Below are 25,438 nucleotides of genomic sequence, written 5' to 3'. Positions count from 1 at the left end.
ATCGGCAGGCTGCAAGGGCGCGGCCTGCGGGTGGCACAGCAAGGGGGGAGATCGGATTTGACACAGCGTTTCACGCGCGAGCAGGCTATTCGCTGGGCACCGTTGATGGTGCTGCTGGCATTGATCATCCTGTTCACCGCGATCAACCCCAGCTTTTTTGCCTTGCGCAACTTTGCCCGGATCGCGGTGGCGGCAGCGCCGGGGCTGATGGTGGCGCTGGGTGTCACCTTCATCATCATCATGGGCTCGATTGATTTGTCGATGGAGGGGGTTCTGTCGTTTACGGCTGTGCTGTTCTGCTTTGCGTTCGTGCAGTTTGGCGGAACCTTGGCTGCGGGCGGGTGGCTGGCGATCCCCTTGGTGCTGCTGATCGGCGCTGGGGTGGGGATGGTGAACGGGCTGATCCATGTCAGGCTGCGGATTCCGTCGTTCATGGCCAGCCTTGCGATGGGGTTTGTGGCGACGGGTGCCACGGTGCTGCTGACGGGCGGCGGTATCGTCAAGATCAATGATGATATTTTCCGCGGGCTTCTGACCTATCGTGTGCTGGGCTTTCCGCTGATGGTTTACGTGGCAGGTCTGTGCCTGCTGCTGGGTTGGTTCATCCAGACCCGGACCACGCTGGGCCGCAACTTCTATGCGGTGGGCGGGGGTGAGGAATTGGCGCATGCCTCGGGGCTGAATGTGCGCCGGGTGCGGGTGGCGGGCTTTACGCTGGCGGGGGTGTTCTATGCGGTGGCGGCGATCTTGCAGGTTGCCAAGCTGGGCCAGGCGGAATCCGTCACGGGGGCGAATTTCATGTTCATCTCGATCACCTCGGTGGTGGTCGGTGGGGTGGCTTTGTGGGGCGGCGTTGGCGGCGTGTGGAACGCGCTGGTCGGCGTGCTGATCGTCAATGTCATCAACAACGGCATGGTGGTGATCGGTTTGCCCGATTACGTGCAGGACGGGATGCTGGGCCTGCTGGTGATCATCGCCGTGGTGCTTTCAACCGACCGCCGTGCGCTGACGGTTGTGAAATAGGGGGGCGGGCAATGTATCAGCTTGCAAAAGTTGACAAGAAATTTCCCGGTGTCCATGCGCTGAAAGCGGTGGATTTTCAGATCGGGCGCGGTGAGATCGTTGGGCTGGTCGGCGAGAATGGTGCGGGCAAATCGACGCTGATGAAGGTGCTTTACGGCGCTTATCAGCCCGATGGCGGCCAGATCACGCTGGATGGCAAATCCGTCCGCTTTGCCAATCCGCGCGCTGCGATGGAGCAGGGCATCGGCATGGTGTTTCAGGAGCAATCGCTGATCGCCAATCTGACGGTGATGGAAAACATCTTTCTGGGCTATGAGCAGCAGTTCGTGCGCTTTGGCGTGATCAACTGGAAGGCGATGGCCGATGCGGCGCGCCATCAGCTTGCCAAGGTCAAGCTGGAGATTGATCCGGCCACTGTCACCTCGGCGCTGTCCTTTGCGCAACGGCAGTTGGTGGAACTGGCCAAGGTGCTGACGCTGGAAGAGCGCGTGCAGGGCAATCTGGTGATTTTGCTGGACGAGCCGACCTCGGTTCTGGCCGAGGATGAGGTGAAACTGCTGTTCAAACTGGTGCGTGAGTTGACGGCACGGGCGTCGTTCATCTTCGTCTCGCACCGGATGGACGAGGTGATGGAACTGTCTGACCGCATCTATGTGATGAAGGACGGCGCGGTAGTGGATATGGTGGCGCGCGGTGAAAAGACCGTCGAGCAGATCCAGCACAAGATGGTCGGGCGCAATGTCGATAAGGAATATTACCGCGAGCATCGCCAGCGCCCCTATGACAGCAGCCGCGAATTGCTGCGGATGGAGGGCGTTTCGCTGCCGGGTCGGATCAGCGATATCAGCCTGAAGCTGCACGCGGGCGAGGTGTTGTGTCTGGTGGGCACCGAAGGTTCGGGCCGCGAGGCGATCTTGCGCACGATCTACGGGATGCGCACGCCGATCCGCGGCAGTGTCAGCCTGAAGGGGCAGAAAGTTACCAACTTTACCCCGCGCTATGCGGTGGCGCAGGGGGTGGGCTATGTCCCGCGCGAGCGCAAGGTGGAAGGCATCGTCGCAGGCATGAATGTCTATGAAAACATGACGCTGTCGCAGATGGGCCGTCATTCTGGCGCAGGCGTGCTGCGCATCGCGGGTGAGCGGGCGCTGGCGCGGGAATGGATTGGCAAGCTTTCCATCAAGGCACATTCGGAACTGGCCGATTGCGGCAATCTCTCGGGCGGCAATCAGCAAAAGGTGGTGCTGGCGAAGTGGCGTTCGGGCGGGTCTGACATCATGCTGCTGGATCACCCGACGCGCGGGCTGGATATTGGCGCCAAGGAAGATGTCTATGACATGATCCGCGATATGTCCGAGGCCGGTGTGGGCATCGTGCTGGTGGCGGATACGCTGGAAGAAGCGATTGGCCTGTCGCATTCCATCATCGTGGTCAAGGACGGCGCGATCCAGAAGCGCTTTGACTGCACTCCCGGAGCGAAGCCCGCTCTGTTTGACCTTCTCCATTACATGATCTGAGGCACATATGGATTTCCAGCGTTTCAAACCGCATCTGCCGTGGATCACCCTTCTGGTGTTGGTGGCAGCCGTCGGCATCGTCGATGATACCTTCCTGCGCCCGGCCAATCTGTTGTCGCTGGCGGGGGATATCGTGCCGCTGTTCATCATGGCGCTGGGGTTGACCTTTGCGATCTATATCGGCGGCATCGACCTTTCGGCGCAGTCGATGGCCAATCTGATCACGGTGGTGGCCTCGGTCTATCTGGCGCAATTCGGCGGCTGGGTGGCGCTGTTGTGCCTTGTGGTCGGTTTCGGCTTTGGCGCGGTTTCGGGGTATATCACCACCAAGCTGATGGTGCCCTCGTTCATCTCGACGCTTGCGGTGGGGGGCGTTGCGTTTTCGCTGGCGCAGTATCTTTCGGGGCAAAAGGCGCTGAACATGGATGCCGCCGAGCGTGATGCGGTGTTCGGCTGGATGATCGGCAAGACCGGCCCGATCCCGCATGAGCTGTTCATTGCTGCTGCCCTGTTGGCGCTGACGCTGTTTATCGAGCGGCGCACCACGCTGGGCCGCGCGCTGAAGGCGGTGGGGGCGGGCGAGCCTGCTGCGGCTGCATCTGGGTTGAACGTGGCGCGTTACAAGATCCTGGCCTTTGCGATTTCGGGCGCGCTGGCGGCGATTGCTGGGCTGCTCTTTTCAGTCAAGCTTTCGGGTGGGGCGCCGACCATTGCCAACGGCTTTCTGCTGCCTGCCATTGTGGCGGTGCTGGTTGGCGGCACGCCTTTGACGGGCGGCGTGGGTGGGGTGTTGAACACCGCCATCGGCACGCTGATCGTCGCGGTGATCCGGGCTTCGATGCTGTATTTCGACATTCAGGCCACCCAGCAACAGATGGTGTTCGGATTGGTGCTGATCGGGGCGATTGCGCTGACCATTGACCGCGCCAAGCTGCGCACCGTGAAATAGGGGGCGGGGATGAAAGCTGCTGTCCTTATTGCCCCACATCGGTTCGAGCTGCGCGACGTGGCGATGCCACAGATTGGCCCAGAGGATGCGCTGATCCGCGTCACCCGCACCGGCATTTGTGGCACGGACCTGCATATCTTCAACGGTCACTATGCGGCTGACCGTCTGCCGTTGATCCCCGGGCACGAGTTTTGCGGGCAGGTGGCGGCAGTGGGCGCGAATGTGCGCCATCTGTCGGAAGGTCAGCGCGTGGTGGCCGATATCAACATCGGTTGCGGCACCTGCTATTGGTGCCGTCGCAATGAAATCCTGAATTGTCCCGAGATGGTGCAGTTGGGCATTCATCGCGATGGCGCTTTCGCCGAATATGTCGCTTTGCCCGCAAGGCTGGTGATCGCGGCACCGGAAGGTGTCTCGGATGCGGTTCTGGCGCTGACCGAGCCTGTGGCTTGCGTGGTGCGGGCGGCGCGCAAAGCACAGGCGCGGTTCGGGCAATCGGTTGTGATCCTTGGGGCGGGTCCGGTTGGCAATCTGCATGTGCAGATGATGCGGCTGGTAGGCGCGGCACCAATCATCGTGGCCGATCTGTCGCCTGAGCGTTGCCAGATGGCGCTGGAGGCCGGGGCGGATACCGCGATCAGCGATCCGGCGGCGTTGCAGGCCGAGGTGATGGCGCGCACGCAAGGGCGCGGCGCTGATCTGGTGATCGAAAGTGTCGGCTCGCCCCGGCTTTATGCCACGGCGCAAAGTCTGATCCGCAAGGGCGGGCATATTGCCTTCTTTGGGCTGACTGGCCCCGATCAGGCGCTGCCCGTCGATATTCTGCGCACCATTCTGGAAGAAAACAGCCTGAAAGGCTCGGTCGCCGGGATGGGCGAGGATATGCATGATGCGCTGACCTTGCTGGCGCATGGCCGTTTCCGCACCGATGCCTTCACGCAAGCCAGCTTTGCGCTGGACGATATCCAAATCGCGTTTGAGACGCTGGCCAATCGGCCCGGCGATCTGAAAACCCAAATCCTGCTTTAGATCCGAGGTTCCGATGGACACCCTGCGCCCGTTTCCCAAATTGCCCGCCACCCCGCGTGAGTTCGGCTTCTACATTGATGGTGCGTGGCACGCGGGTCGTGAGATGTTCGAGCGTGCCTCGCCCGGCCACGGCGTTGCGGTGTCGCGGATTCCGAGATGCACAAGCGATGATCTGAACGCGGCGGTTGTCGCAGCACGCAACGCCTTTGAAGATCGCCGCTGGGCGGGAATTTCTGGTGCGGCGCGGGCGGCTGTTCTGCTGCGCGCGGCTGAAATCCTGAAACGCCGCAGGAGCGAGATCGCATATTGGGAAAGCCTGGAGAACGGCAAGCCGATCAGCCAAGCGATGGGGGAGATCGACCATTCCATCGCCTGTTTCGAGATTGGGGCAGGCGCGGCGCGGATGCTGCATGGCGACAGTTTCAACAGTCTTGGCGATGATCTGTTTGGCATGGTGCTGCGCGAACCGATTGGCGTGGTGGGATTGATCACGCCGTGGAATTTCCCGTTCCTGATCCTGTGCGAACGCGTGCCGTTCATCCTTGCTTCAGGGTGCACGCTGGTGGTGAAGCCATCGGAAGTGACATCGGCCACAACGCTGCTGCTGGCCGAAGTGCTGGAGGAAGCGGGGCTGCCGAAAGGGGTTTATAACGTCATCACGGGTTCGGGGCGCAGTATCGGGCAGGCGCTGACCGAACACCCGGATGTGGATATGCTGTCGTTCACCGGATCGACCGCTGTGGGGCGATCTTGTGTGCATGCCAGTGCTGACAGCAATTTCAAAAAGTTGGGGCTGGAGCTGGGCGGCAAGAATCCGATCATCGTTTTCGCGGATGCCGATCTGGAGGATGCCGCCGACGCTGCAGCTTTTGGCATCAGCTTTAACACCGGGCAGTGCTGTGTCTCGTCCAGCCGGCTGATCGTTGAACGCTCGGTCGCGGCGGAGTTTGAGGCACTGCTGGCGGCCAAGATGGCGAAGATCCGGGTGGGTGACCCGTTGGACCCGGATACGCAGGTCGGCGCGATCACCACCGATGCGCAAAATCAGGTGATCCTGGGCTATATCGCCAAGGGGCAGGCTGAGGGTGCGAAGATTGCCATTGGTGGCACGGTGAAAGACCTTGGCCATGGCCAATACATTCAGCCGACGCTGTTCACCGGCGTGACGCCCGAGATGGCGATTGCCCGTGATGAGATCTTTGGCCCGGTGCTGTGTTCGATGCCGTTTGATACGGTGGAGGAGGCGATTGCGCTGGCCAATGATACGGTTTACGGCCTTGCCGCCAGCCTGTGGACCAAAAGCATCGACAAGGCGCTGACCGTCACGCGCCGGGTGCGGGCAGGGCGGTTCTGGGTGAACTGCATCATGGCGGGCGGGCCGGAAATGCCGTTGGGCGGTTTCAAGCAATCAGGCTGGGGCCGCGAGGCCGGAAAATACGGTGTCGAAGAATACACCCAGATCAAATCGGTGCATATTGAAACCGGCAAACGCAACCACTGGATCGCATGATGGCGCAAGCTTCTGAACGGGCGGGTTTTGACTATGTGATCGTTGGCGGTGGCTCGGCGGGCTGCGTGCTGGCGGCGCGGTTGTCGGAAAATCCTGCTGTCCGCGTCTGCCTGATCGAAGCTGGTGGCAAAGACAATCACCCGCTGATCCATATGCCGGTCGGTTTTGCCAAGATGACCACCGGGCCGCTGACCTGGGGGTTGACGACCACGCCGCAGCGCCACGCCAACAACCGCGAAATTCCCTATGCGCAGGCGCGGGTTCTGGGTGGCGGCTCGTCGATCAATGCCGAGATTTTCACCCGTGGCCACCCCAGCGACTATGACCGCTGGGAGACCGAGGGCGCGACCGGCTGGAATGCGGCTTCGGTGCAGAAATACTTCCTGCGCTCGGAAGGCAATGCGGTGCTCTCGGGGGCGCTGCATGGCACCGATGGGCCGTTGGGGGTGTCAAACATTCCCGATCCGCAGAAGGTCACACGGGCTTTCGTGCAAAGCTGTCAGGAATGGGGGATGCCCTATAACCCTGATTTCAACGGCGCGGTGCAACAGGGCGCAGGGTTTTATCAGACCACCACCAAGAACTATCGTCGCTGCTCGGCGGCGGTGGGCTATTTGCGCCCGGCGCTGTCGCGGCCCAATCTGACGGTGATCACAGGTGCCTTGGTGTTGCGTGTCGTGGTGACGGCGGGCAGGGCGACGGGGGTGGAGTATCGGCACGGCGGCAGCACGCAGGTGGCGCAGGCGGATAGCGAGGTGATCGTGACCTCGGGCGCCATCGGCTCGCCCAAGCTGATGATGTTGTCGGGCATCGGGCCTGCGGCGCATCTTGCCAGCCTTGGCATCAAGGTGCAGCACGATCTGCCGGGCGTCGGCCAGAACCTGAATGATCACTTCGGCATCGACATCGTGGCCGAGCTTGCGCATCACGGCAGTCTGGACAAATACAACAAGCCGCATTGGGCGCTTTGGGCGGGGATTGCCTATACTTTATTCAAGGCGGGGCCTGTCACCTCGAACGTGGTGGAGGGTGGGGCGTTCTGGTATGCGGATAAAAGCGCCGACTGTCCCGATCTGCAGTTTCACTTCCTTGCCGGGGCGGGGGCCGAGGCTGGTGTGCCCTCGGTGCCGAAGGGGGCCTCGGGGATCACGCTGAACAGCTATGCCACCCGGCCAAAGTCGCGTGGGTCGGTGACGCTGCGCTCGGCTGATCCGGCGGCGCTGCCGCTGGTCGATCCGAATTTTCTGGCCGACCCCGATGATCTGCGGATCGCGGCAGAGGGTGTGAAGATCAGCCGCGAGATTTTCAGCCAGCCTTCGCTGCAAAAATACATCCGCACACTGCGGTTCCCCGATGACACGGTGAAAACCCAAGCCGATTACGAAGCCTATGCCCGCCAGTATGGCCGCACGTCTTATCATCCGGTCTCGACCTGCCGGATGGGGCAGGATGCGATGGCGGTGGTTGATCCGGCACTGCGGGTGCGGGGGATGGACGGTTTGCGCATCTGCGACAGTTCGGTGATGCCCAGCCTGATCGGGTCGAACACCAATGCGCCCACCATCATGATCGGCGAGAAGGCTGCCGATCTGATCCGGGGCAACCAGTGAAAAGGGCGGCCAGAACGACCGCGCTATTGCTTTGATCACAGCGACCTTTTCCCTCGGACCTAGGTTGGATGGACATCAATATTGAGTAATTTGGCGAAGGCCATCGCCTTCGCCATGCGGTGCAGGTGCCGCTGTGACCGCCGGGCCTCAAAGGCCCGGCCAGCGCCCGACGCAGCCGTGGCGGGCGCTTCTCGCCCGCCGGGTCGGGTGCTGGCCTCGTGGGGATTCTCGCTGAGGTGACTTCAGGGGCAAGCCGCCCAAGCGGGCGGGGAAACGCAATGCGTTTCCTGTTTCCGCCCGGCGATGTCTGCACGCATGCGCGTGAATGTCGATCAGCCTTAATCCCACTCAGGCGCAATCGGCACCAGATCGCGCGTCACCACACGGTAGCCCACTGATTTCAGCGCCTCGATCCGCGCCATGTCGATGGAGGACAGGGTGAAATCCATCACATCAAAATTCTCGGCGATATTGGCGGGTTTGGTCGACATGGTGTTGATCGCCAGACCCTTTTGCAAGATCCAGCGCAGCACGACTTGCGCTGCCGATTTGCCATAGCCCGCGCCGATTTGTGCAAAAAGCGGATATTTGAACACCTCGCCCCGCGCGACCGAGCAATAGGACGACAGCGGTATGCCGGTTTCTGTGGCCGCCGCGAGCAGGATATCCTGATTGAGCAGCGGCTGAAACTCTACCTGATTGGTGACTAGCGGTGCATCTACGACAGCCTTGGCCTGCCGCATCATGGCGGCGGTGAAGTTGGAAATGCCGATGGTTTTGGTCAGCCCGCGTTGCTGCGCCTGCTGCAACAGCCGCAACGAGGGTGCGATATCGCCATCCGGCGCGGGCCAGTGCAGCAACAGGATATCGACCTGATCAAGCCGCAAGTGCTTCAGGCTTTGTTCAACCGAAGCGATGAATTTGTCAGCGCCGAAATTCTCGGGCTGCACCTTTGTGGTGATGCAAAGCTGATCGCGAGCGACGCCGGTGGCCTTCAGCGCGGCGCCGGTATCGGCCTCGTTGCCATACATTTGGGCGGTGTCGAATGCGCGATAGCCCACCTTTGCCGCAGCGGCAATCGCCCCAGCCAAAACCTCGCCCTTCAGCGGAAAGGTTCCGAACACGCGTTGATGGGTCTTTTCAAAAGTGATGTTCATCGCTGGCTCCAGACTGTTGGCAAGACGCGGCCATAAACCGCTTGATGGGGTTGGCAGGTTGTGCTTAATCTTATAACCAGTTAGTTACTTGATGCAATGTCGGAATAGGAGAATCGTTATGTCGAAAATCAAGACGGCTGCCGAGGCGGTGCGGTTGATTGGCGATAACGCGATGATCGCGGTGAATTCTTCGTCGGGTCTGTGCTGCCCCGATGCGGTGTTGCAGGCCTTGGGTGCGCGCTTTGACGCCGAGGGGCATCCGGCCAATCTGACCACGGTGCATCCGATTGCGGCGGGCGATATGTTTGGCACCAAGGGCGTTGATCACATTGCCAAACCGGGGATGCTGAGCCGGATCATTGGCGGCTCTTACCCATCGGGCCCCAGCAATGCCGAGCCGCCGTTGGTGTGGCAGATGATCCTGGCTGAACAGTTGGCGGCGTATAACGTGCCGTCGGGGATCGTGTTTGACATGCTGCGCGAAGGTGGCGCGAAACGCCCCGGCGTGCTGACCAAGGTGGGGTTGGATACGTTCGTTGACCCGTTGCAAGAGGGCTGCGCGATGAACGCCAGTGCCCGTGCGCAACCGATCGTGCAGCACGTTGATTTCGCGGGCGAGGATTGGCTGCATTTCCCGCCGCTGCATCCCGATGTGGCGATCATCCGCGCCTCGACCGCAGATGAAAACGGCAACCTGACCTTTGAGCAAGAGGGCGCGACGCTTGGCGCGATGGAGATGGCGCTGTCGGCGCATAACTCGGGCGGGCTGGTGATTGCGCAGGTGCGCCGCATCGCGCAAAACGGCAGTCTGCGCCCGCATGATGTGCGGGTGCCGGGGATTCTGGTGGATGTGATCGTCGAAGCCCCGGATCAGTTGCAAACCACCGCCACCGCCTATGATCCGGCGATTTCGGGCGAGTTGTTCCGCCCGCTGCACACCTTCCGCCGCGCCGATTTCAACCCCGGCAAAGTGATTGCACGGCGGGTTGCGCAGGAATTGCGCGCGGGCTGGGCGGTGAATATCGGTTTTGGCATCTCGGCCAATGTACCGCGGATTCTGCTGGAGGAAGGCCACCACGGCAAGGTGACTTGGGTGATCGAGCAGGGCGCGGTGGGGGGGATCCCGCTGCTGGATTTCAAATTCGGCTGCGCGAGCAACGCCGAGGCATTTGTCGCCTCGCCCCATCAATTCAGCTATTTCCAGGCGGGAGGGTTCGATTGCTCTCTCCTCTCGTTTCTGGAAATCGACGCCGAGGGGTCGGTCAATGTATCGCGCCTCTCGGCGACACCGCATCGCACCGCGGGGGCGGGAGGGTTCGTCGATATCACTGCCCGAGCCCGCAAGATCGTGTTTTCCGGCAATTTCAACGCGGGCGCGAAGATGCATTTGGAAGGCGGCAAGCTGGTGATCGACAAGGAAGGCAAGCTCGCCAAGATCGTGCCGAAGGTGGATCAGGTTTCCTTCTCGGGCAGGCGCGCGGTGATGCAGGGGCAGGACGTTTCTTATGTGACCGAGCGCTGTGTGATCCGACTGAGCGAGGCGGGTTTGTTGCTGACCGAGATCGCGCCTGGCATGGATTTGCAGCGCGATATTCTGGATCAATGCGCCACGCCGCTGCGTGTGTCGGCTGATTTGAAGCTGATGGAGGCTGCGTTGTTCCGCGAGCCGCCGTTTGGGCTTGCGCTGTGAGCGCGGCGCGAATCTCGCTGCACTTTGACGGCGCGGTGGCGCATCTGCAGCTTTGCCGCCCCGAAAAGCTGAACGCGCTGGACGGTGATATGGTGGCGGCGCTGATGCCGCTGTGCCGTGAGATCGAACAGTCGCAGGCGCGCGTGGTCATTTTGACGGGTGAGGGCAAGGCGTTTTGCGCGGGTGGCGATATTGCGGGGTGGAGCAATCTGGCACCCGATGATTTCGGCCGACGGTGGTTGCGCGATGGGCATCAGGCCTTTGATGCCTTGGCCCGGTTGCGCCAGCCGCTGATCGCGGTGCTGAACGGGGCTTGCCTTGGCGGTGGGCTGGAACTTGCGGCCTGTGCCGATCTGCGTATTGCCGAAGCGCAGGCGACATTTGGTCTGCCCGAGACGGGCTTGGGTGTGATCCCCGGCTGGTCTGGCACGCAACGCGCCAGCCGCCGGTTTGGCGCGCAACTGGTGCGGCGCATGGCGCTGCTGGGCGAGGTTTTCACAGCCGATCAGGCGCTGGCCTTGGGGCTGGTGGATCAGGTCGCGCCGCGTGGGCAAGGCATGGCCGCAGCGCTCGAGGTTGCGGCACGGGTCGCTGCGCGCAGCCCGCGCGCCACCGAGATCACCAAGATCCTGATCAACGCCGCGACAGGCGAAGATCGCGAACGTGGCATCGAGGCCCTTGCAGGCGCGCTTGTCGCGGGGTCAGATGATCTGGCCGAGGGTTTGTCGGCCTACCGTGCCAAACGCCAACCGCAGTTTTGATCCATCTGCTGCCGAAAGGACCGCCATGATCCGCCATATCGTTGCCCTGCACTTCAAACCCGGCACCAACGCCGAAACCAAGGACAGGCTTTATACGGCGCTGGCCGGACTTTCGGCGCATATTGGCGGCATCCTTGATTTCCAATCGTCAAAGAACGTGACGGTAGAGCCGCTGTCGCGGGGCTTTGACGATCTGTTCTGGTTTGATTTCACCGATGCGGCGGCGCGTGACGCCTATCTGATCCACCCCGCGCATCAGGCGGTGGGGGCGCAGATCGTCGCCGAAACCGAAGGTGGGGTTGAGGGTGTGTTCGTGTTTGACGTAGTGGCGCGATGAACCCGGAAGATCGCGTCTTACTGACCGGGTTGTTTCAGGCGGCAGTGCAGGCCGCTGATCCGCGTCAGGCTTTGCGGGCGCATATACCCGATCGGCCAAAGGGCCGTGTTGTGGTGATTGGTGCGGGCAAAGGGGTGGCGCAACTCGCTGCCGCGTTTGAGGATTTGTGGGACGGGCCGCTGACAGGCGTGGTGGTCACGCGCTATGGCTATGGCTGCGCGACCCGCCAGATCAAGGTGCTGGAGGCCGCGCATCCGGTGCCGGATCAGGCAGGCATTGCGGCGGCGGCGGCGCTGTTTGATGCGGTGCGGGGCCTTAGCGCCGATGATCTGGTGGTGGCGCTGGTGTGTGGCGGCGGTTCGGCGTTGTTGCCGTGCCCGCCGGGCGATCTGACACTGGAGGACGAAGCGGCGCTGAACCGGGCTTTGCTGGCCTCGGGGGCGCCGATTTCGGTGATGAACGCGATCCGCAAGCAGGTGTCTGGCATCAAGGGCGGGCGGCTGGCGGCGGCCTGTTATCCGGCAAAGGTGGTCAGTCTGGTTGTGTCGGATGTGCCGGGCGATGATCCGGCGCAAGTGGCCTCGGGCCCGACGGTGCCGGACCGGGTGACGCGCGAAGATGCGCGTGCGATGGTGGCTGCCTGGCGGATTGCCTTGCCCGAAAAGGTGGCGGCTTGGCTCGCGGGAGATTCAGGCCGCGCGCCCGATCCGGCGGACCCGGCGTTTGCCGGGCATCAGGTGAGGGTGATCGCCTCGGCCCGGATCAGTCTGGAAGCGGCGGCCTCGGCCTCGGCGGTGCCTGCGGTGATCCTGTCGGATGCCATTGAAGGTGAGGCGCGGGATGTGGGCCGGGTGCATGCGGCGATTGCGCGCGAAGTGGCGCTGCGGGGCCGCCCATTCGCGCGCCCGGTGGTGATTTTGTCGGGTGGCGAGACGACGGTGACGCTGCGCGGCAAGGGTCGGGGTGGGCGGAATTCCGAATTCTTGTTGGCTTTGGCGCTGGCGGCGGAGGGCGTGGGCTTCGCGGCCCTCGCGGCGGATACCGATGGCATTGATGGTTCGGAAAACAACGCAGGCGCCTTTGCCGATGGCGGCTCAATGGTGCGGTTGCGTGGCCTGGGGATGGATCCGGCGGCGGCGCTGGCGGGAAATGATGCCTATACGGCGTTCGCAGCCTTGGGCGATCTGTTCGAGCCGGGACCGACCGGGACCAATGTGAATGATTTTCGCGCCATTCTGATCCGGTGATGGCGTTTCCTGCGGGCGCTGCGGCGGGTGGACCCGCGCTGCGCGCGCCCTTCGGGTAGATAGGTCCACCCATGGCGGCCACCCCCGCATTGGTGCGGGGACCCCCGGACCGCCAGCGCAGGCTATCCGCCTGCTTTAAGGGGGCTGAGACGCGAAGCAGGGCGTGGTGGAGGCGTGCGGCGTCAGGCCGGCACGGGGGCATCGTCGCGCAGCAGGCCTTTTGCTTTCAGATCAGACCAGAACGCGGGTGGAATCGGGTGGCTGAACCATGCCAGATTCTGCTGCAACTGCTGTACGTTGCGGGTGCCTGCGATGAAAGATGGGATCGCCGGATGTGCCACCACGAATTGCAGCGCAGCGGCGGCAAGTGGCACATTATACGCGGCGCAGACCGCTTCGATCTTTGCGACCTTTTGCAAGATCGCCTCGGGCGCGGGGGCATAGTTGTATTTCGCGCCGGGCCGCGCGCCGGTGGCAAGAATCCCAGAGTTGAACCCACCGCCGACCAGCACCGCCGCGCCACGCTCTACGCAGAGCGGCAGGAAGCTGTCGAGCGCATCTTGTTCCAACAGCGTATAGCGGCCCGCCAGCAGGAAAGCATCGAAATCACGTTGTTGCAGCGCGGCGTGGCAGACTTGCCATTCGTTGACACCAACGCCAATCGCCTTCACCAGCCCCTGATCACGCAAGGAGGCAAGGGCGCGGTAGCAGCCATCCATCGCTTGGGCAAACACCTCGGGCTGTTCGGAGCCACGGGTGAACACGTCAATGTCGTGGATGAACATGATGTCGATGTGTTCCAGCGCCAGACGTTGCAGGCTGTCCTCGAAGGCGCGCATGGTGCCATCGTAGGAATAGTCGAACTGCATCTGGAACGGTGCTGCGTTGACCCAAGGCGCGAAATCAATCTGATCGCGGCGGGCGGGTTTCAGCAGACGACCAACCTTTGAGGCCAGCATGAATTCATCGCGGTTTTTCCAGCGCAGCGCTTGTGCGGTGCGGGCTTCGGACAGGCCATGGCCATACATCGGGGCGGTGTCAAACAGGCGAATCCCGGCATCCCACGCGGTATCGAACATCGCGCTTGCCGTCGCCTCGTCCATCTCGGCCAGGAAATTCCCCAGCGGGGCGGTGCCGAATCCGAAGGCGGTGACATCGAGATCAATGCGGCCGAATTTGCGTTTCTGGGTGGGAAGCATGGGATGGGTTCCTGTCATTAGTAACCGTTTGGTTATTTATACGGGTGATTTCCGGCCCTGCAAGCCTGTTTGCGGGTTTGCGGTGATTTTTCGGTCTTGACCGATGGGTGCTTGCGCCAATAATGTAACCAGATAGTTACTAAACGGAGGGCGGCATGTATCTGACCGAGACTCATCTTCAGGTGCGCGACATGGCGCGGGATTTTGCCGATCAGGTGATCCGCCCGGTCGCCGAGGAGTTGGACCGCGAAGAAAAATTCCCGGCGGGACTTTATGATGAGATGGCCAAGCTGGGGTTGTTCGGCATTGGCGTGCCCGAGGCTTTGGGCGGGCCGGGCTTTGATACGCTGACCTATGCGCTGGTGATGGAGGAATTGTCGCGCGGTTATGCCAGCGTGGCGGACCAATGCGGGCTGCTGGAGTTGATCTCGACCCTGCTGGTGCGACACGGCACGCCGGCGCAGCAGGCGCTGCTGGGTGATATCCTGAGCATGAAGACGAAGGTGGCCTATTGCATCACCGAACCCGAGGCGGGGACGGATGTGTCAGGTATCCGCACCACCGCCGTGGCCGATGGTGAGGGGTGGATTCTGAACGGCGGCAAAATCTGGATCCACAACGCGCCCGTGGCCGACCTGGCTTTCGTGCTGGCGCGGACAGACAAAGAGGCCGGCAATCGCGGCATGTCGATCTTCATCGTCGATCTGCACAGTGCGGGCGTCACGCGCGGGCCGAAAGAGCACAAGATGGGCCAGCGGGCCAGTCAGGTTGGCGGGCTTGATTTCAAGGATGTGCGGCTGGGGGCGGGGGCTTTGCTGGGCCAGCCTGGGCGCGGCTTTCACATGATGATGTCGGTGCTGGACAAAGGCCGGGTGGGCATCGCCGCACTGGCGGTCGGGATTGCGCAGGCGGGGCTTGAGGCCGCTGTGGATTACGCCGGGCAGCGGCGGCAGTTTGGCAAGTCGATTTCTGAATTTCAGGGCGTGCAGTGGCTGCTGGCCGATATGGCGCGCGATATCGAAGCGGCGCGGCTGTTGGTGCAATCGGCTGCCGTCAAAATTGACCGGGGCGAGGATGCAACCAAGGCCTGTTCCATGGCAAAATGCTTTGCCGGAGATATGGCGGTACAGCGGACCGCCGATGCGGTGCAGGTATTCGGCGGCTCGGGCTATATCCGCGGCTTTGAGGTCGAGCGGCTGTATCGCGATGCCAAGATCACCCAGATCTACGAGGGCACGCAGCAGATCCAGCGCATGATCATCGCGCGCGAATTGCTGAAGAAGGGCGCCAGATCGTGACGGTTCGGGGGATGCAAGTTGCTTTGGTCACAGGCTCGTCGCGCGGCATTGGTCTTGCGACCGCCAAGGCACTGGCCGCCGAGGGCTTTGCGGTGGCGGTGAACGGGCCGGTTGACGATGCCGAATTGCGCGCGGCGGTGGCGGCGGTGCAGGCCATCGGGCCTTGTGTCGCAGCGCCTTTCGATGTCAGCGATTTATCCGCACATGACCCGGCTTTGGCGCAGGTCGAGGCGGCTTTGGGGCCGCTGACGACGCTGGTGAACAATGCAGGCGTTGGCGTGTTGCAGCGCGGCGATCTGCTGGAAGTGTCCGAGGCAAGCTGGGATCGCTGCCTGAACATCAACAGCAAGGCGATGTTCTTTCTGGCGCAGGCCTTTGCCAAGCGTGTGTTGGCCCGCCCGCGCGATGCGGCGGTGTTTCATGCCATCGTCAATGTCACCTCGTCCAATGCGATGGCGGTGGCAGTGCAGCGGGCGGAATACTGCGCCAGCAAAGCAGCGGCGGCGATGGTATCCAAAGCGCTGGCAGTGCGGCTGGGGCCCGAGAATATCGCGGTTTACGATGTGCAGCCGGGGCTGATTGCCACGGAAATGACCGCGCCGGTCATCGAGATGTATCGCAAACGTGCCGAGGACGGGCTGACGCTGTTCCCGCGCGTGGGTTCGCCCGAGGATATCGGCGCGATTATCGCTTCGCTTGCTTCTGGCAAGCTTCCCTATACCACCGGACAGGTGATCTCGGCCGATGCCGGGATGCTTGTTCCTCGTTTTTGAGGTGCGGCTATGAAGATTCTCCTCCCTGATCTGACGGGCCGTCCGGTGGCGTATCACTTGCAGGGCACCCCGATTGCGCAGGCCACGCTGGGGGCCGATCCAGCGCGGGTGGTCTATTCGGCGGCGCATGTGGTGGCCGATCCGTTCACCGCAAGCGATCCCTCGGGCCGCGCGGTGGTGGATTGGGAAAAAACGATGGCGTTTCGTCGCTACCTTGCCGGGATGGGCTTGGGCATCGCCGAGGCGATGGATACTGCGCAGCGCGGCATGGGGCTGGATTGGCCGGGGGCGCTGGAGCTGATCCGGCGCACCAAGGCGGAATTGCCCGATGCGCTGGTGGCCAATGGCTGCGGTACGGATCATCTGCCGCCGGGGAAATATACACTGGATCAGGTGAAGGCTGCCTATCTGGCCCAAGTCGAGGCTGTTCAGGCGCTGGGTGGGCGAATCATCCTGATGGCCAGCCGCGCGCTGGTGCAGGCGGCGAAGCGGCCGGAAGATTACATCAAGGTCTATTCCGAGGTGTTGGCAGCTTGCGATCATCCGGTGGTGTTGCATTGGCTGGGTGAGATGTTCGATCCGGCACTTGCGGGCTACTGGGCGGCGTCAAGCTTTGATCAGGCGCTGGAAACTGCGCTGGCGGTGATCAACGGCAATGTTGCCAAAGTCGATGGCATCAAGATTTCGTTGCTGGACAAGGACAAGGAAATCCAGATGCGCCGTCGGCTGCCTGCGGGTGTCAAAATGTATACCGGCGATGATTTCAACTACCCCGAACTGATCGAGGGCGACAGCCTTGGCTATTCGCATGCGCTGTTGGGCATTTTTGATCCACTTGCCCCGGCTGCGGCTTATGCCGTGCAAAAACTGGGCGAGGGCGATGCGCAGGCATTTCGTGCCACGCTGGACCCGACTGTGCCACTGGCACGGCTGATCTTTCGTGCGCCAACGCAGTATTACAAGACGGGCGTGGTGTTTCTGGCCTGGCTGAACGGCTTTCAGGACCATTTCATCATGCTGAACGGTGCGCAGGCGATGCGGCCCTTGCCGTATTTCACCGAAGTTTTCCGGCTGGCCGATGGCTGTGGCTTGCTGCGTGACCCCGATCTGGCGGTGGCGCGGATGCAAAAGCTGCTGGGCGTCTACGGTGCATGATGCGCGATTTTACGAATGATCATTCGGCCCTTGCGCTGAACACGGCAAGTTTGGGCCACAACCTTGACGGGGCAGGGGCCGGATGGTCAACCGAGCGGGTGATTGACGCCTGCGCCGAACGGGGCTTTGGCGGCATCGTGTTCTGGCGGCGCGAGATTGGCGCGCGGGCGGTGCAGATCGGCGAACGTGCGCGCGCGGCGGGGTTGCAGGTTGTGGGCCTGTGCCGGACGCCGTTTTTGGTGGGCCCGATGGCACCACGTGGCCATGCGGCGGTGATGGATGATTTTCAAGCCGCGATTGACATGGCTGCTGCCTTGCAGGCCGGCGTGCTGACCATCGTGGTCGGCGGCGTAGACCCTGGCAGCAAGGGCGTGCGCGACAGCCTGCAGCGAGTGACAGAGCGGGTGGCAGAAGCGGCACCCTATGCCGCTGCGCGCGGGGTGAAGCTGGCGCTTGAACCGCTCAATCCGGTCTATGGTGGCAACCGATCCTGTCTGACCACCACACGCGATGCGCTGGATATCTGCGACGCCATTGCAGCGCCCAATCTGGGGGTGGCGATTGATGCCTATCATGTCTGGTGGGACACTGATCTTCCGCGCCAACTTGCCCGCGCCGGGCAGCGCATCTTTGGCTATCACCTGTGCGACTGGCTGGTGGATACGCAAGACGTGCTGTTAGATCGCGGCATGATGGGCGATGGCGTGGCCGATCTGCGCGGCCTGCGCCAGGCAGTCGAGGGCGCGGGCTATACCGGAGCGTGCGAAGTCGAAATCTTCAGCGCCGCGCATTGGTGGCAGCGTGATCCGGCAGAGGTGCTGGATGTGATGGTAGAGCGGTTTCGCAGCCTGTGTTGAGCGCAGGCGGGCGTGGTGGCCGCCACCTAGACTAACTTTGGCGTGACGATGGAGATGGAAGTGGCCGTCGGGTATTCAAGCCTCTGATTTCGCCATCATCTTAAGAAAGATCCCGCCGACAGCCTGCTTTTTTGTCCGAGCAAAGGGGTTGTGCTAGGCCCAGCGCTTGGCTATGAGAACGGCGCGGGTTGTTAGCTCAGTTGGTAGAGCGTCTCGTTTACACCGAGAATGTCGGCGGTTCGAGTCCGTCACGACCCACCATTTTTCAACAGCTTGTACTGTTTTAGTCTGCTCTGCGCGCATACGCACAGAAACCGCGCGCGCACAGGGTCTGGGTCTGTGCGCATTTAGCCCCTATCTTGGCCTTCAGAGATGGAGGCGAAAATGAGCTGGAATCCTTTGTTGGACGCGTCGATTCCGATCGGCAATCAGGTGGATGCGATTGAGGCGCTGATCATTCCGCGCGCGCGCGATCTGGGCGGGTTCGAGGTGCGCCGCGCCTTGCCCTCGGCGCAGCGGCAGATGGTGGGGCCGTTCATCTTCTTTGATCAGATGGGACCAGCCGAGTTTCTGACCGGCAAAGGCGTCGATGTGCGCCCGCATCCGCATATTGGTCTTTCGACTGTCACCTATCTTCTGAAGGGCCGGATGCATCACCGCGATTCGCTCGGTACTGATGCTTGGATCGCGCCCGGTGAGGTCAATCTGATGCAGGCGGGGCACGGCATCACCCATTCCGAGCGCACTGACGGGGCGTTGCCGCAGACCTTGTTCGGTTTGCAGACTTGGCTGGCACTGACTAAGGCGCAGGAAGACGCACCGCCCGCGTTTCACAATCTGGGCGTGGATGCGCTGCCGTTTCTGGAAGCCGAGGGTAAGCAGGTGCGGTTGATTCTGGGCTCTGCTTGGGGCGCGAAGGTGCCACTGGATCTGTCCTCCGAGACGTTCTACGCCGATGCAACGCTGGCACCGGGGGCGAGCCTGCCGCTGCCCGACGAGCATGAAGATCGCGGCGTCTATGTGCTGGCGGGTGAAGTCAGCCAAGGCGGGCAGACCCACGGCGTAGGCGCGATGCTGGTGTTTCGTCCCGGTGATGGCATTTCGGTGAAAGCCGGGGCCGAGGGCGCACGCATCATGCTGTTGGGTGGGGCCACGATGGATGGGCCGCGGCATATCTGGTGGAACTTTGTGGCCTCGTCAAAAGAGCGGATCGAGGCCGCGAAAGAGGCGTGGCGGGCAGGGGATTGGGCGCATGGGCGGTTTCAACTGCCGCCTGCCGACAATGCAGAATTCATCCCGGCACCAGATCATTGAAAAACCTGTCGGAACCTGCTTGACGCCGCTTGGCCCCTTGCGTAATACCCCGACACGTTCAAGAGATTGAACGCCTCGGGCAACCGGGGGCAAGGCGGCGGTGGTAGCTCAGTTGGTTAGAGTACCGGCCTGTCACGCCGGGGGTCGCGGGTTCGAGCCCCGTCCACCGCGCCACTTGCCTCTGATTGATCGTTGACCGAAGTGAAAAGCGCGGTGGTAGCTCAGTTGGTTAGAGTACCGGCCTGTCACGCCGGGGGTCGCGGGTTCGAGCCCCGTCCACCGCGCCATTTCACTCGATTTCCCAACCTCTATGCTTGATACCTTCGCTTTCTTCATGCGCGTGCGTGAGGTTTTGCACCTCACACTCCGCAGAGTATTTCTGCCAATGTGAAGCGCAATTTGAATCAAACTTTGGGCGAATTGCTTACAGTTTCATCCGATAGCGCACATGGCCGTCGCTGGGGGTAAAGCTGTCATATAGGCGGCGCGCGGTCGCGTTGCCTTCATCGGTGTGCCAATACAGCCGGTGCCAGCCGTTGGCTTTGGCCAAAGCGGCAAGGTCTTGGATCAGCGCGCGGCCGACGCCTTTGCCGCGGGCATCGGGGCTGACGAACAGATCCTCCAGATAGCAATCCTCGCCCATCACCCAGGTTGAAGGGTGGTGCAGATGCACGGCAAAGCCCAGAATCGTGCCCTTTTCAACCGCCACACGGATTCGCATCGGGCTGGCGGGGTCATGTGCGCGCGCCCAGGTGTTTGCGGTGACTTCAGTGGCAAGATCGACCTTGTAGAAGGCCAGATACTGCGCCCAGAGCGCGCGCCATTCTGCTTCATCCTCCGGCGCAGTATTACGAATTTGAAGCGTCATTTCAGGGCCTTCCGCCTAAGGGATCACGTAGAAATCTCGCAGCTTTCACAGCGCTTCACAAGCCGGTGCCCCCCGATTTCCTTTCGCTTTGGCGGGTGTATAAAACCCGTGAAGCCGGGATCTGCCGGACGGAAAAACCTCCGCCGACGCGACAGACCAAGACGGTTTCGACATATGACTGAAGGGGTGCGCCCCCGGTCCAAAATTCGGAGTTACGCAGATGCGTGCTTTTATGCTACCCGCCGCGATTGTTCTTTCCCTCGGTGCAGGCTCGATCGCCATGGCCGCGCCGACCACCACCGATGGGGTGATCAAATCGCTGGATATGAAAACCCACACCATCACTTTGGCTGATGGCACGGCCTATATGCTGCCGAAGGGCTTCAAGGATCCGGGGTTGAAGGTGGGCGAAAAGGTTGCCGTGGTTTGGGAACTGAAGGGCAAGGTCCACGAGGCCAGCGCCGTCAGCATGGTCAAAAGCTGACATCAGCCGCAGGGCTGGGGGGATGGGGGCCAGTTGGCCCCCATTTTCTTTAGGCAAGTTTCTGCAGGATGCGCGCCCATGAACGGATGCCCTTGTGGAAACATTCCAGATCATACTTTTCGTTCGGCGAATGGATCTGATCATCATCGCGGCCAAAGCCGATCAGCATCGCATCCATATCCAGATAGGTCTTGAAATAGCCCGCAATCGGGATCGAACCGCCGCAGCCGATATAAGCGGCAGGCACGTGCCATTCGTCGGTCAGGGCTTGACGCGCAGCCTCAAACGCAGGGTCGGTGATCGACATCACGCTGGCACCGCCGCCGCCGTGGCCTTTCCATTCGACCCGACAATCGGCGGGAACTTGTGCTTCGACCCAAGCGCGGAAATTGCTGCGGATCGCGTCGGCATCTTGATCACCGACCAAACGGAATGAGACTTTCGCATGTGCCTGCGCGGGCAGCACGGTTTTGAAGCCTTCGCCGGTATAGCCGCCCCAGATGCCATTGATTTCCGCCGTGGGGCGCGACCACAGCATTTCCAGCGGCGTGCGGTCTTGCTCGCCAATCGGAATCGATAGCCCGACGTCGCCGAGGAATTTCGCGTGATCGAACGACAGTGATTGCCATTGCTGGCGGATGGAATCGGGCAGTTCTGTGACGCCATCATAAAAGTTCGGGATCACGATGCGGCCTGTTGCATCGGTCAGATTGCCAAGGATTTTCGACAGAATCTTGATCGGGTTCGCCGCCGCCCCACCGTAAGAGCCGGAATGCAGATCTTTGTTGGCGGCGTGGATGGTCAATTCCTCGCCCAGCAACCCGCGCAGCATGGTGGTGATGGCGGGGGTATTGTCATCGAACAGGCCGGTGTCGCAGATCAGCGCGATATCAGCCTTCAATTCGGCAGCATTGGCTTGCATGAACGGAATCAAGCTGGGCGAGCCGGATTCTTCTTCGCCCTCAAGGAAAATTGTCAGCTTGCCGGGCAGGGTGCCATGTACGGCTTTCCAGGCGCGGCATGCCTCTAGGAAGGTCATCAACTGGCCCTTGTCGTCGGCAGCACCACGACCACGGATCACTTTGCCCGTCGGGGTATCTTGCACGGCCGGATCAAACGGGTCGCGGTCCCACAGGTTCAGCGGATCGACCGGCTGCACATCATAATGGCCGTAAAACAGCAGATGTTTGTCGCCCGATCCGCCATGCGCCACTACCATCGGATGGCCGGGGGTCGGGCGCGAAGCAGCCTCAAACCCCAAAGACTTAAGATCTTCGACCAACCAGTCTGCGGCGCGGGCGCAATCGGGCTTGAAGGCCGGATCGGTGGAAATCGACGGGATTCGCAAAAGCTCCAGCAGACGGTGCAGCGCCTGCGGCAGATCGGTGTCGATGCGGGACAGGACGGCATCCAGGCTCATCGGGCTCTCCTTGATATATCGGCAAATATTGGCACGGCAGAGCCTAACAGGACGGGGGGGACTGTCCAGTGGCGGCGGGCTGCGATAGACAGGGGCAAATTCAGACAGCCGGAGATGGGGCATGATGAAATATATCGGGGCTGGCATGGCTGTGGCCATGGCACTGGCAACTGCGGGCGCCGCCGAGGCGGTCAAGACCGAGACGGCAGAGTTGGGCGACTCGAGCATCACCCTGCATCTGCAACCGTTCCTGACCGAGACCGAACTTGCAACCCTGCGTGTGGTGTTGACCAACCCGGAAGCGCTGGCAATTTTTGTGCCCGACAGCAGCAAGGGTTACGCGGCGCTGGCGGTTTCGCCCGATGACGGCTTCCTGCCCGCAGGCGCGCCGGCCGCCTCGGCACAGGCCATCGGCGGATTGCCGGATCAGGCGACAGCGGCGAAAGATGCGCTGGCGGCCTGTGACAAATTGCGCAAGGGTGAGGCCACTTGCGTGTTGGTGTTGGAGATTGCGCCGAAAGGCTGATACATGCGGCGTGGCAAATTGCCGTCTTTCGTCCGCCGCCGATTTGACGCACATCAAGGTATCTTGCGGCCATATGTTTTAGCAGGGCAGCAGGATGATGGAGAAGATGATGAACTACGACGCCGCCCTTGATACCGCGATTGGCCGTTTGCATGACGAGGGCCGCTACCGCACCTTTATCGACATCGAACGCCGCAAGGGGGCATATCCGCATGCGGTCTGGAGCAAGCCTGATGGGGCCGAGGCCGATATCACAGTCTGGTGCGGCAATGACTATCTGGGCATGGGGCAGCACCCAGTGGTGCTGGCGGCGATGCACGAGGCGCTGGATGCTACCGGCGCAGGGTCGGGCGGCACGCGCAATATCTCGGGCACCACGGTTTATCACAACCAGCTTGAGGCCGAGTTGGCCGATCTGCATGGCAAAGAAGCGGCCTTGGTGTTCACCAGCGCCTATATCGCCAATGACGCGACGCTTTCGACGCTGCCCAAGCTGTTCCCCGGCCTGATCATCTATTCGGATGCGCTGAACCACGCCTCGATGATCGAAGGTGTGCGGCGCAACGGTGGGGCAAAGCGGATATTCCGGCACAATGACGTGGCGCATCTGCGCGAATTGCTGGCGGCGGATGATCCGGCCACGCCGAAGCTGATCGCGTTTGAATCGATCTATTCGATGGATGGCGATTTCGGCCCGATCAAGGCGATCTGCGATCTGGCGGAAGAGTTCAACGCGCTGACTTATATCGACGAAGTGCATGCCGTTGGCATGTATGGCCCGCGCGGGGCAGGGGTGGCGGAACGCGATGGTTTGATGGGCCGTATCGACATCATCAACGGCACTTTGGCCAAGGCTTATGGCGTGTTCGGCGGCTATATTGCTGCAAGTGCGAAGATGGTGGATGCAGTGCGTTCCTATGCGCCTGGCTTCATCTTTACCACCTCTTTGCCGCCTGCGGTGGCAGCGGGGGCTGCGGCCTCGGTGCGGTATCTCAAGACCGCGCAACACCTGCGCGATGCCCAGCAAACCAATGCCGCGATGCTGAAGCTGCGGCTGCGCGGTCTGGGCATGCCGATCATCGATAATGGCACGCATATTGTGCCCGTGCATGTCGGCAACCCCATCCATTGCAAGATGCTGTCGGACATGCTGCTTGAGCAATTCGGCATTTACGTGCAGCCGATCAACTTCCCGACCGTGCCGCGCGGCACCGAACGGCTGCGGTTTACCCCGTCCCCGGTGCATGATTCGAAGGCAATTGACGCAGTTGTGAAGGCGATGGACGCCCTTTGGGGGCAGTGTGCGCTAAATCGTGCCGAAGCTGTGGCGTAAATGTCTTTCTGCACATGCAGAATCGCTTGCCGCGTGCTAGGTTTTGCCCAATAGACAAAACATGAGTCGCCCTTAAGGGTGGCAGGGGATACGGGGCAGATATGGGGCTCAGCGCATGATCGGGCGGAGAGTGAAAACTCCGGCAGCCGAATTGGATAAGCCGAAGGGCTTTGATGATTTCGAGCTGCGCTTGGGCGACCTGATGCGGGGCGAACGCGCCACGCTGGGCAAAAGCCTGCTGGATATTCAGCGCGAGTTGAAGATCAAGGCCACCTATATCGCCGCGATTGAAAATGCCGATGTTTCGGCGTTTGAAACCCCCGGTTTCATTGCGGGCAACGTCCGGTCTTACGCACGTTATCTGGGGATGGACCCGGACTGGGCCTTTGCCAAATTCTGCCGTGAAGCGAATTTTGAAGTGGCGCATGGCATGTCGGCTGCGGCCTCGTCGGTGTCGATGACGGCAATGCGGGCACGGCAGGTGGCGAACGAAGGCCGCGAAGCCTTTGGCGATCTGAACACGGCGTTTATTCCACGCAACGAAGGTCTGTTTGCCCGGGTTGAACCCGGTGCGATTGGTTCTCTGGCGGTGCTGGTGGCGTTGATCGGGGCGCTTGGCTATGGCGGCTGGTCGGTGTTGCAGGAAGTGCAGCGCGTGCAGCTTGCCCCGGTAGAGCAAGCCCCGGTGGTGGTGGCCGAATTGGACCCGCTTGCAGGCGTGAAAGCCGCGCCGGAGCAGGTTGCCGATGCAAGTGGCGACGTGCAGCCGGCTGCGGATACCCAAGCAGGCAGCGATCAGTTGGATCGACTGTATCAGCCCGAGGCGCTTGAGGCTCCGGTTCTGACGGCGCGCGATGGCCCGATTGGCACGATTAACCCGCGGGTGGCAGGCGTGTTGACGGCGGATGCTGGGGCAGCAGCCGCACCGCAAGACAGCCTGCAGCAGGCGATTGACGATACAGTGCAGGTTGTGGCCGAGGCCAAACCGGGTGTTGAAGTGCTGGCCGTGCGCCCGTCGTGGGTGCGGGTGTCGGCAGCCGATGGCACCGTGCTGTTCGAGAAAATCCTAGATGCGGGTGAACGTTACGCCGTGCCGCCGTTGCAGCAGGCAGCCGTCTTGCGTTCTGGCAATTCGGGGTCGATCTATTTCGTGGTGAACGGCAAAACCTATGGCCCCGCAGCGCCCGGCGCGCAGGTGGTCAAGAACGTGGCCTTGTCGGCCGAGGCGCTGACCACTGGCTATCAGACCGCCGACATCAGCGGCGATGCCGATCTGGCGCAGTTTGTGAATGTGGCAGACGCCAGCGCCCCTGCTTCGGTCCCGGTACCCTCGGAATAGAGCAGCGCAAAGTTGATGCGGCCAATGGCCCCGGACGGTTGC

Annotated in this window: 23 protein-coding genes and 3 tRNA genes; 22 read left to right on the top strand and 4 right to left on the bottom strand. The window is 61.8% G+C overall.

Annotated features, from left to right (window positions below; genetic code table 11):
- The first annotated feature begins 57 nt into the window (after positions 1-57).
- Genes ACFOGH_RS05095 through ACFOGH_RS05070 form a run of 6 tightly spaced genes read left to right on the top strand, consistent with a single transcriptional unit; the run spans position 58 to position 7,638 of the window.
- Complete coding sequence (locus tag ACFOGH_RS05095; RefSeq protein WP_380071980.1) at positions 58-1,023, top strand: ABC transporter permease; 966 nt, start codon at positions 58-60, stop codon at positions 1,021-1,023.
- 11 nt (positions 1,024-1,034) lie between these two features.
- The gene (locus tag ACFOGH_RS05090) at positions 1,035-2,540 is read left to right on the top strand and encodes a sugar ABC transporter ATP-binding protein (protein ID WP_380071979.1); all 1,506 of its coding nucleotides are present in this window, start codon (positions 1,035-1,037) and stop codon (positions 2,538-2,540) included.
- A 7-nt stretch (positions 2,541-2,547) separates the two neighbouring features.
- Positions 2,548-3,489 carry an ABC transporter permease gene (locus tag ACFOGH_RS05085; RefSeq protein WP_380071978.1) on the top strand — a complete coding sequence of 314 codons (942 nt, stop codon included), beginning with the start codon at positions 2,548-2,550 and terminating at the stop codon, positions 3,487-3,489.
- Positions 3,490-3,498: 9 nt separating this feature from the next.
- A complete protein-coding gene (locus tag ACFOGH_RS05080) occupies positions 3,499-4,518 on the top strand; it encodes a zinc-dependent alcohol dehydrogenase (protein WP_380071977.1) in 1,020 nt (339 codons plus the stop codon).
- Positions 4,519-4,531: 13 nt separating this feature from the next.
- Complete coding sequence (locus ACFOGH_RS05075) at positions 4,532-6,028, top strand: aldehyde dehydrogenase family protein (protein ID WP_380071976.1); 1,497 nt, start codon at positions 4,532-4,534, stop codon at positions 6,026-6,028.
- Positions 6,028-7,638: a GMC family oxidoreductase gene (locus tag ACFOGH_RS05070; RefSeq protein ID WP_380071975.1), complete on the top strand. Its 1,611-nt coding sequence runs from the start codon at positions 6,028-6,030 to the stop codon at positions 7,636-7,638. The genes ACFOGH_RS05075 and ACFOGH_RS05070 overlap by 1 nt, the downstream gene beginning before the upstream one ends.
- A gap of 338 nt (positions 7,639-7,976) precedes the next feature.
- Here the strand turns inward: ACFOGH_RS05070 and ACFOGH_RS05065 are convergent, their stop codons facing one another.
- Positions 7,977-8,795, bottom strand: a complete 819-nt coding sequence (locus ACFOGH_RS05065; RefSeq protein WP_380071974.1) for an aldo/keto reductase — start codon at positions 8,793-8,795, stop codon at positions 7,977-7,979.
- A 118-nt stretch (positions 8,796-8,913) separates the two neighbouring features.
- Here ACFOGH_RS05065 and ACFOGH_RS05060 point away from each other — a divergent pair, with 118 nt between their 5' ends.
- The 4 genes from ACFOGH_RS05060 to ACFOGH_RS05045 are packed head-to-tail and all read left to right on the top strand — an operon-like array spanning position 8,914 to position 12,830.
- On the top strand, positions 8,914-10,485 hold the full coding sequence (locus ACFOGH_RS05060) for an acyl CoA:acetate/3-ketoacid CoA transferase (RefSeq protein ID WP_380071973.1): 1,572 nt from the start codon (positions 8,914-8,916) through the stop codon (positions 10,483-10,485).
- Positions 10,482-11,246 (top strand): enoyl-CoA hydratase/isomerase family protein, encoded by a 765-nt coding sequence (locus ACFOGH_RS05055; protein ID WP_380071972.1) that lies wholly within the window; start codon positions 10,482-10,484, stop codon positions 11,244-11,246. The genes ACFOGH_RS05060 and ACFOGH_RS05055 overlap by 4 nt, the downstream gene beginning before the upstream one ends.
- A gap of 25 nt (positions 11,247-11,271) precedes the next feature.
- A complete protein-coding gene (locus ACFOGH_RS05050; RefSeq protein WP_380071971.1) occupies positions 11,272-11,583 on the top strand; it encodes a Dabb family protein in 312 nt (103 codons plus the stop codon).
- The gene (locus tag ACFOGH_RS05045) at positions 11,580-12,830 is read left to right on the top strand and encodes a glycerate kinase type-2 family protein (RefSeq protein WP_380071970.1); all 1,251 of its coding nucleotides are present in this window, start codon (positions 11,580-11,582) and stop codon (positions 12,828-12,830) included. Before ACFOGH_RS05050 ends, ACFOGH_RS05045 begins: the two co-directional genes overlap by 4 nt.
- A 182-nt stretch (positions 12,831-13,012) precedes the next feature.
- Here the strand turns inward: ACFOGH_RS05045 and ACFOGH_RS05040 are convergent, their stop codons facing one another.
- Positions 13,013-14,029, bottom strand: coding sequence for an aldo/keto reductase (locus ACFOGH_RS05040; protein WP_380071969.1), 1,017 nt, complete (start codon positions 14,027-14,029; stop codon positions 13,013-13,015).
- A gap of 155 nt (positions 14,030-14,184) precedes the next feature.
- Between ACFOGH_RS05040 and ACFOGH_RS05035 the strand changes: the two genes are divergently transcribed.
- The 8 genes from ACFOGH_RS05035 (at position 14,185) to ACFOGH_RS05000 (ending at position 19,713) form a co-directional block, all read left to right on the top strand.
- Complete coding sequence (locus ACFOGH_RS05035) at positions 14,185-15,327, top strand: acyl-CoA dehydrogenase family protein (protein ID WP_380071968.1); 1,143 nt, start codon at positions 14,185-14,187, stop codon at positions 15,325-15,327.
- An 11-nt stretch (positions 15,328-15,338) separates the two neighbouring features.
- Complete coding sequence (locus tag ACFOGH_RS05030; RefSeq protein ID WP_380071967.1) at positions 15,339-16,100, top strand: 3-ketoacyl-ACP reductase; 762 nt, start codon at positions 15,339-15,341, stop codon at positions 16,098-16,100.
- A 9-nt stretch (positions 16,101-16,109) separates the two neighbouring features.
- Positions 16,110-17,255 carry a dihydrodipicolinate synthase family protein gene (locus ACFOGH_RS05025; RefSeq protein WP_380071966.1) on the top strand — a complete coding sequence of 382 codons (1,146 nt, stop codon included), beginning with the start codon at positions 16,110-16,112 and terminating at the stop codon, positions 17,253-17,255.
- Positions 17,252-18,112: a sugar phosphate isomerase/epimerase family protein gene (locus tag ACFOGH_RS05020; RefSeq protein WP_380071965.1), complete on the top strand. Its 861-nt coding sequence runs from the start codon at positions 17,252-17,254 to the stop codon at positions 18,110-18,112. Before ACFOGH_RS05025 ends, ACFOGH_RS05020 begins: the two co-directional genes overlap by 4 nt.
- 185 nt (positions 18,113-18,297) lie before the next feature.
- Positions 18,298-18,373 (top strand) — tRNA-Val (locus ACFOGH_RS05015).
- 123 nt (positions 18,374-18,496) lie between these two features.
- A complete protein-coding gene (locus ACFOGH_RS05010; RefSeq protein ID WP_380071964.1) occupies positions 18,497-19,426 on the top strand; it encodes a pirin family protein in 930 nt (309 codons plus the stop codon).
- 97 nt (positions 19,427-19,523) lie between these two features.
- Positions 19,524-19,600 (top strand) — tRNA-Asp (locus tag ACFOGH_RS05005).
- 36 nt (positions 19,601-19,636) lie between these two features.
- Positions 19,637-19,713, top strand: a tRNA-Asp gene (locus ACFOGH_RS05000).
- A 137-nt stretch (positions 19,714-19,850) separates the two neighbouring features.
- Here ACFOGH_RS05000 and ACFOGH_RS04995 read toward each other — a convergent pair.
- Entirely contained in the window at positions 19,851-20,294 is a 444-nt protein-coding gene (locus ACFOGH_RS04995) for a GNAT family N-acetyltransferase (protein ID WP_380071963.1), read from the bottom strand.
- Positions 20,295-20,514: 220 nt separating this feature from the next.
- Here ACFOGH_RS04995 and ACFOGH_RS04990 point away from each other — a divergent pair, with 220 nt between their 5' ends.
- A complete protein-coding gene (locus ACFOGH_RS04990) occupies positions 20,515-20,778 on the top strand; it encodes a DUF1344 domain-containing protein (protein WP_380071962.1) in 264 nt (87 codons plus the stop codon).
- A 49-nt stretch (positions 20,779-20,827) separates the two neighbouring features.
- Here the strand turns inward: ACFOGH_RS04990 and ACFOGH_RS04985 are convergent, their stop codons facing one another.
- The gene (locus ACFOGH_RS04985) at positions 20,828-22,198 is read right to left on the bottom strand and encodes a M20/M25/M40 family metallo-hydrolase (protein ID WP_380071961.1); all 1,371 of its coding nucleotides are present in this window, start codon (positions 22,196-22,198) and stop codon (positions 20,828-20,830) included.
- A gap of 121 nt (positions 22,199-22,319) precedes the next feature.
- Here ACFOGH_RS04985 and ACFOGH_RS04980 point away from each other — a divergent pair, with 121 nt between their 5' ends.
- The 3 genes from ACFOGH_RS04980 to ACFOGH_RS04970 all read left to right on the top strand — a co-directional run bounded on the left by ACFOGH_RS04980 (position 22,320) and on the right by ACFOGH_RS04970 (position 25,396).
- Positions 22,320-22,724 carry a hypothetical protein gene (locus ACFOGH_RS04980; RefSeq protein WP_380071960.1) on the top strand — a complete coding sequence of 135 codons (405 nt, stop codon included), beginning with the start codon at positions 22,320-22,322 and terminating at the stop codon, positions 22,722-22,724.
- A 109-nt stretch (positions 22,725-22,833) separates the two neighbouring features.
- Complete coding sequence (gene hemA, locus ACFOGH_RS04975; protein WP_380073970.1) at positions 22,834-24,057, top strand: 5-aminolevulinate synthase; 1,224 nt, start codon at positions 22,834-22,836, stop codon at positions 24,055-24,057.
- Between the two features lie 115 nt (positions 24,058-24,172).
- Positions 24,173-25,396 carry a helix-turn-helix domain-containing protein gene (locus tag ACFOGH_RS04970; RefSeq protein ID WP_380071959.1) on the top strand — a complete coding sequence of 408 codons (1,224 nt, stop codon included), beginning with the start codon at positions 24,173-24,175 and terminating at the stop codon, positions 25,394-25,396.
- Positions 25,397-25,438 lie beyond the last annotated feature (42 nt).

This window comes from Cypionkella sinensis (assembly GCF_042646385.1).
In the GTDB taxonomy this organism is placed as follows: Bacteria; Pseudomonadota; Alphaproteobacteria; order Rhodobacterales; family Rhodobacteraceae; genus Cypionkella; species Cypionkella sinensis.
Note: the sequence above shows the minus strand (reverse complement) of the source record. Positions and strands in the feature narration are given on the sequence as shown.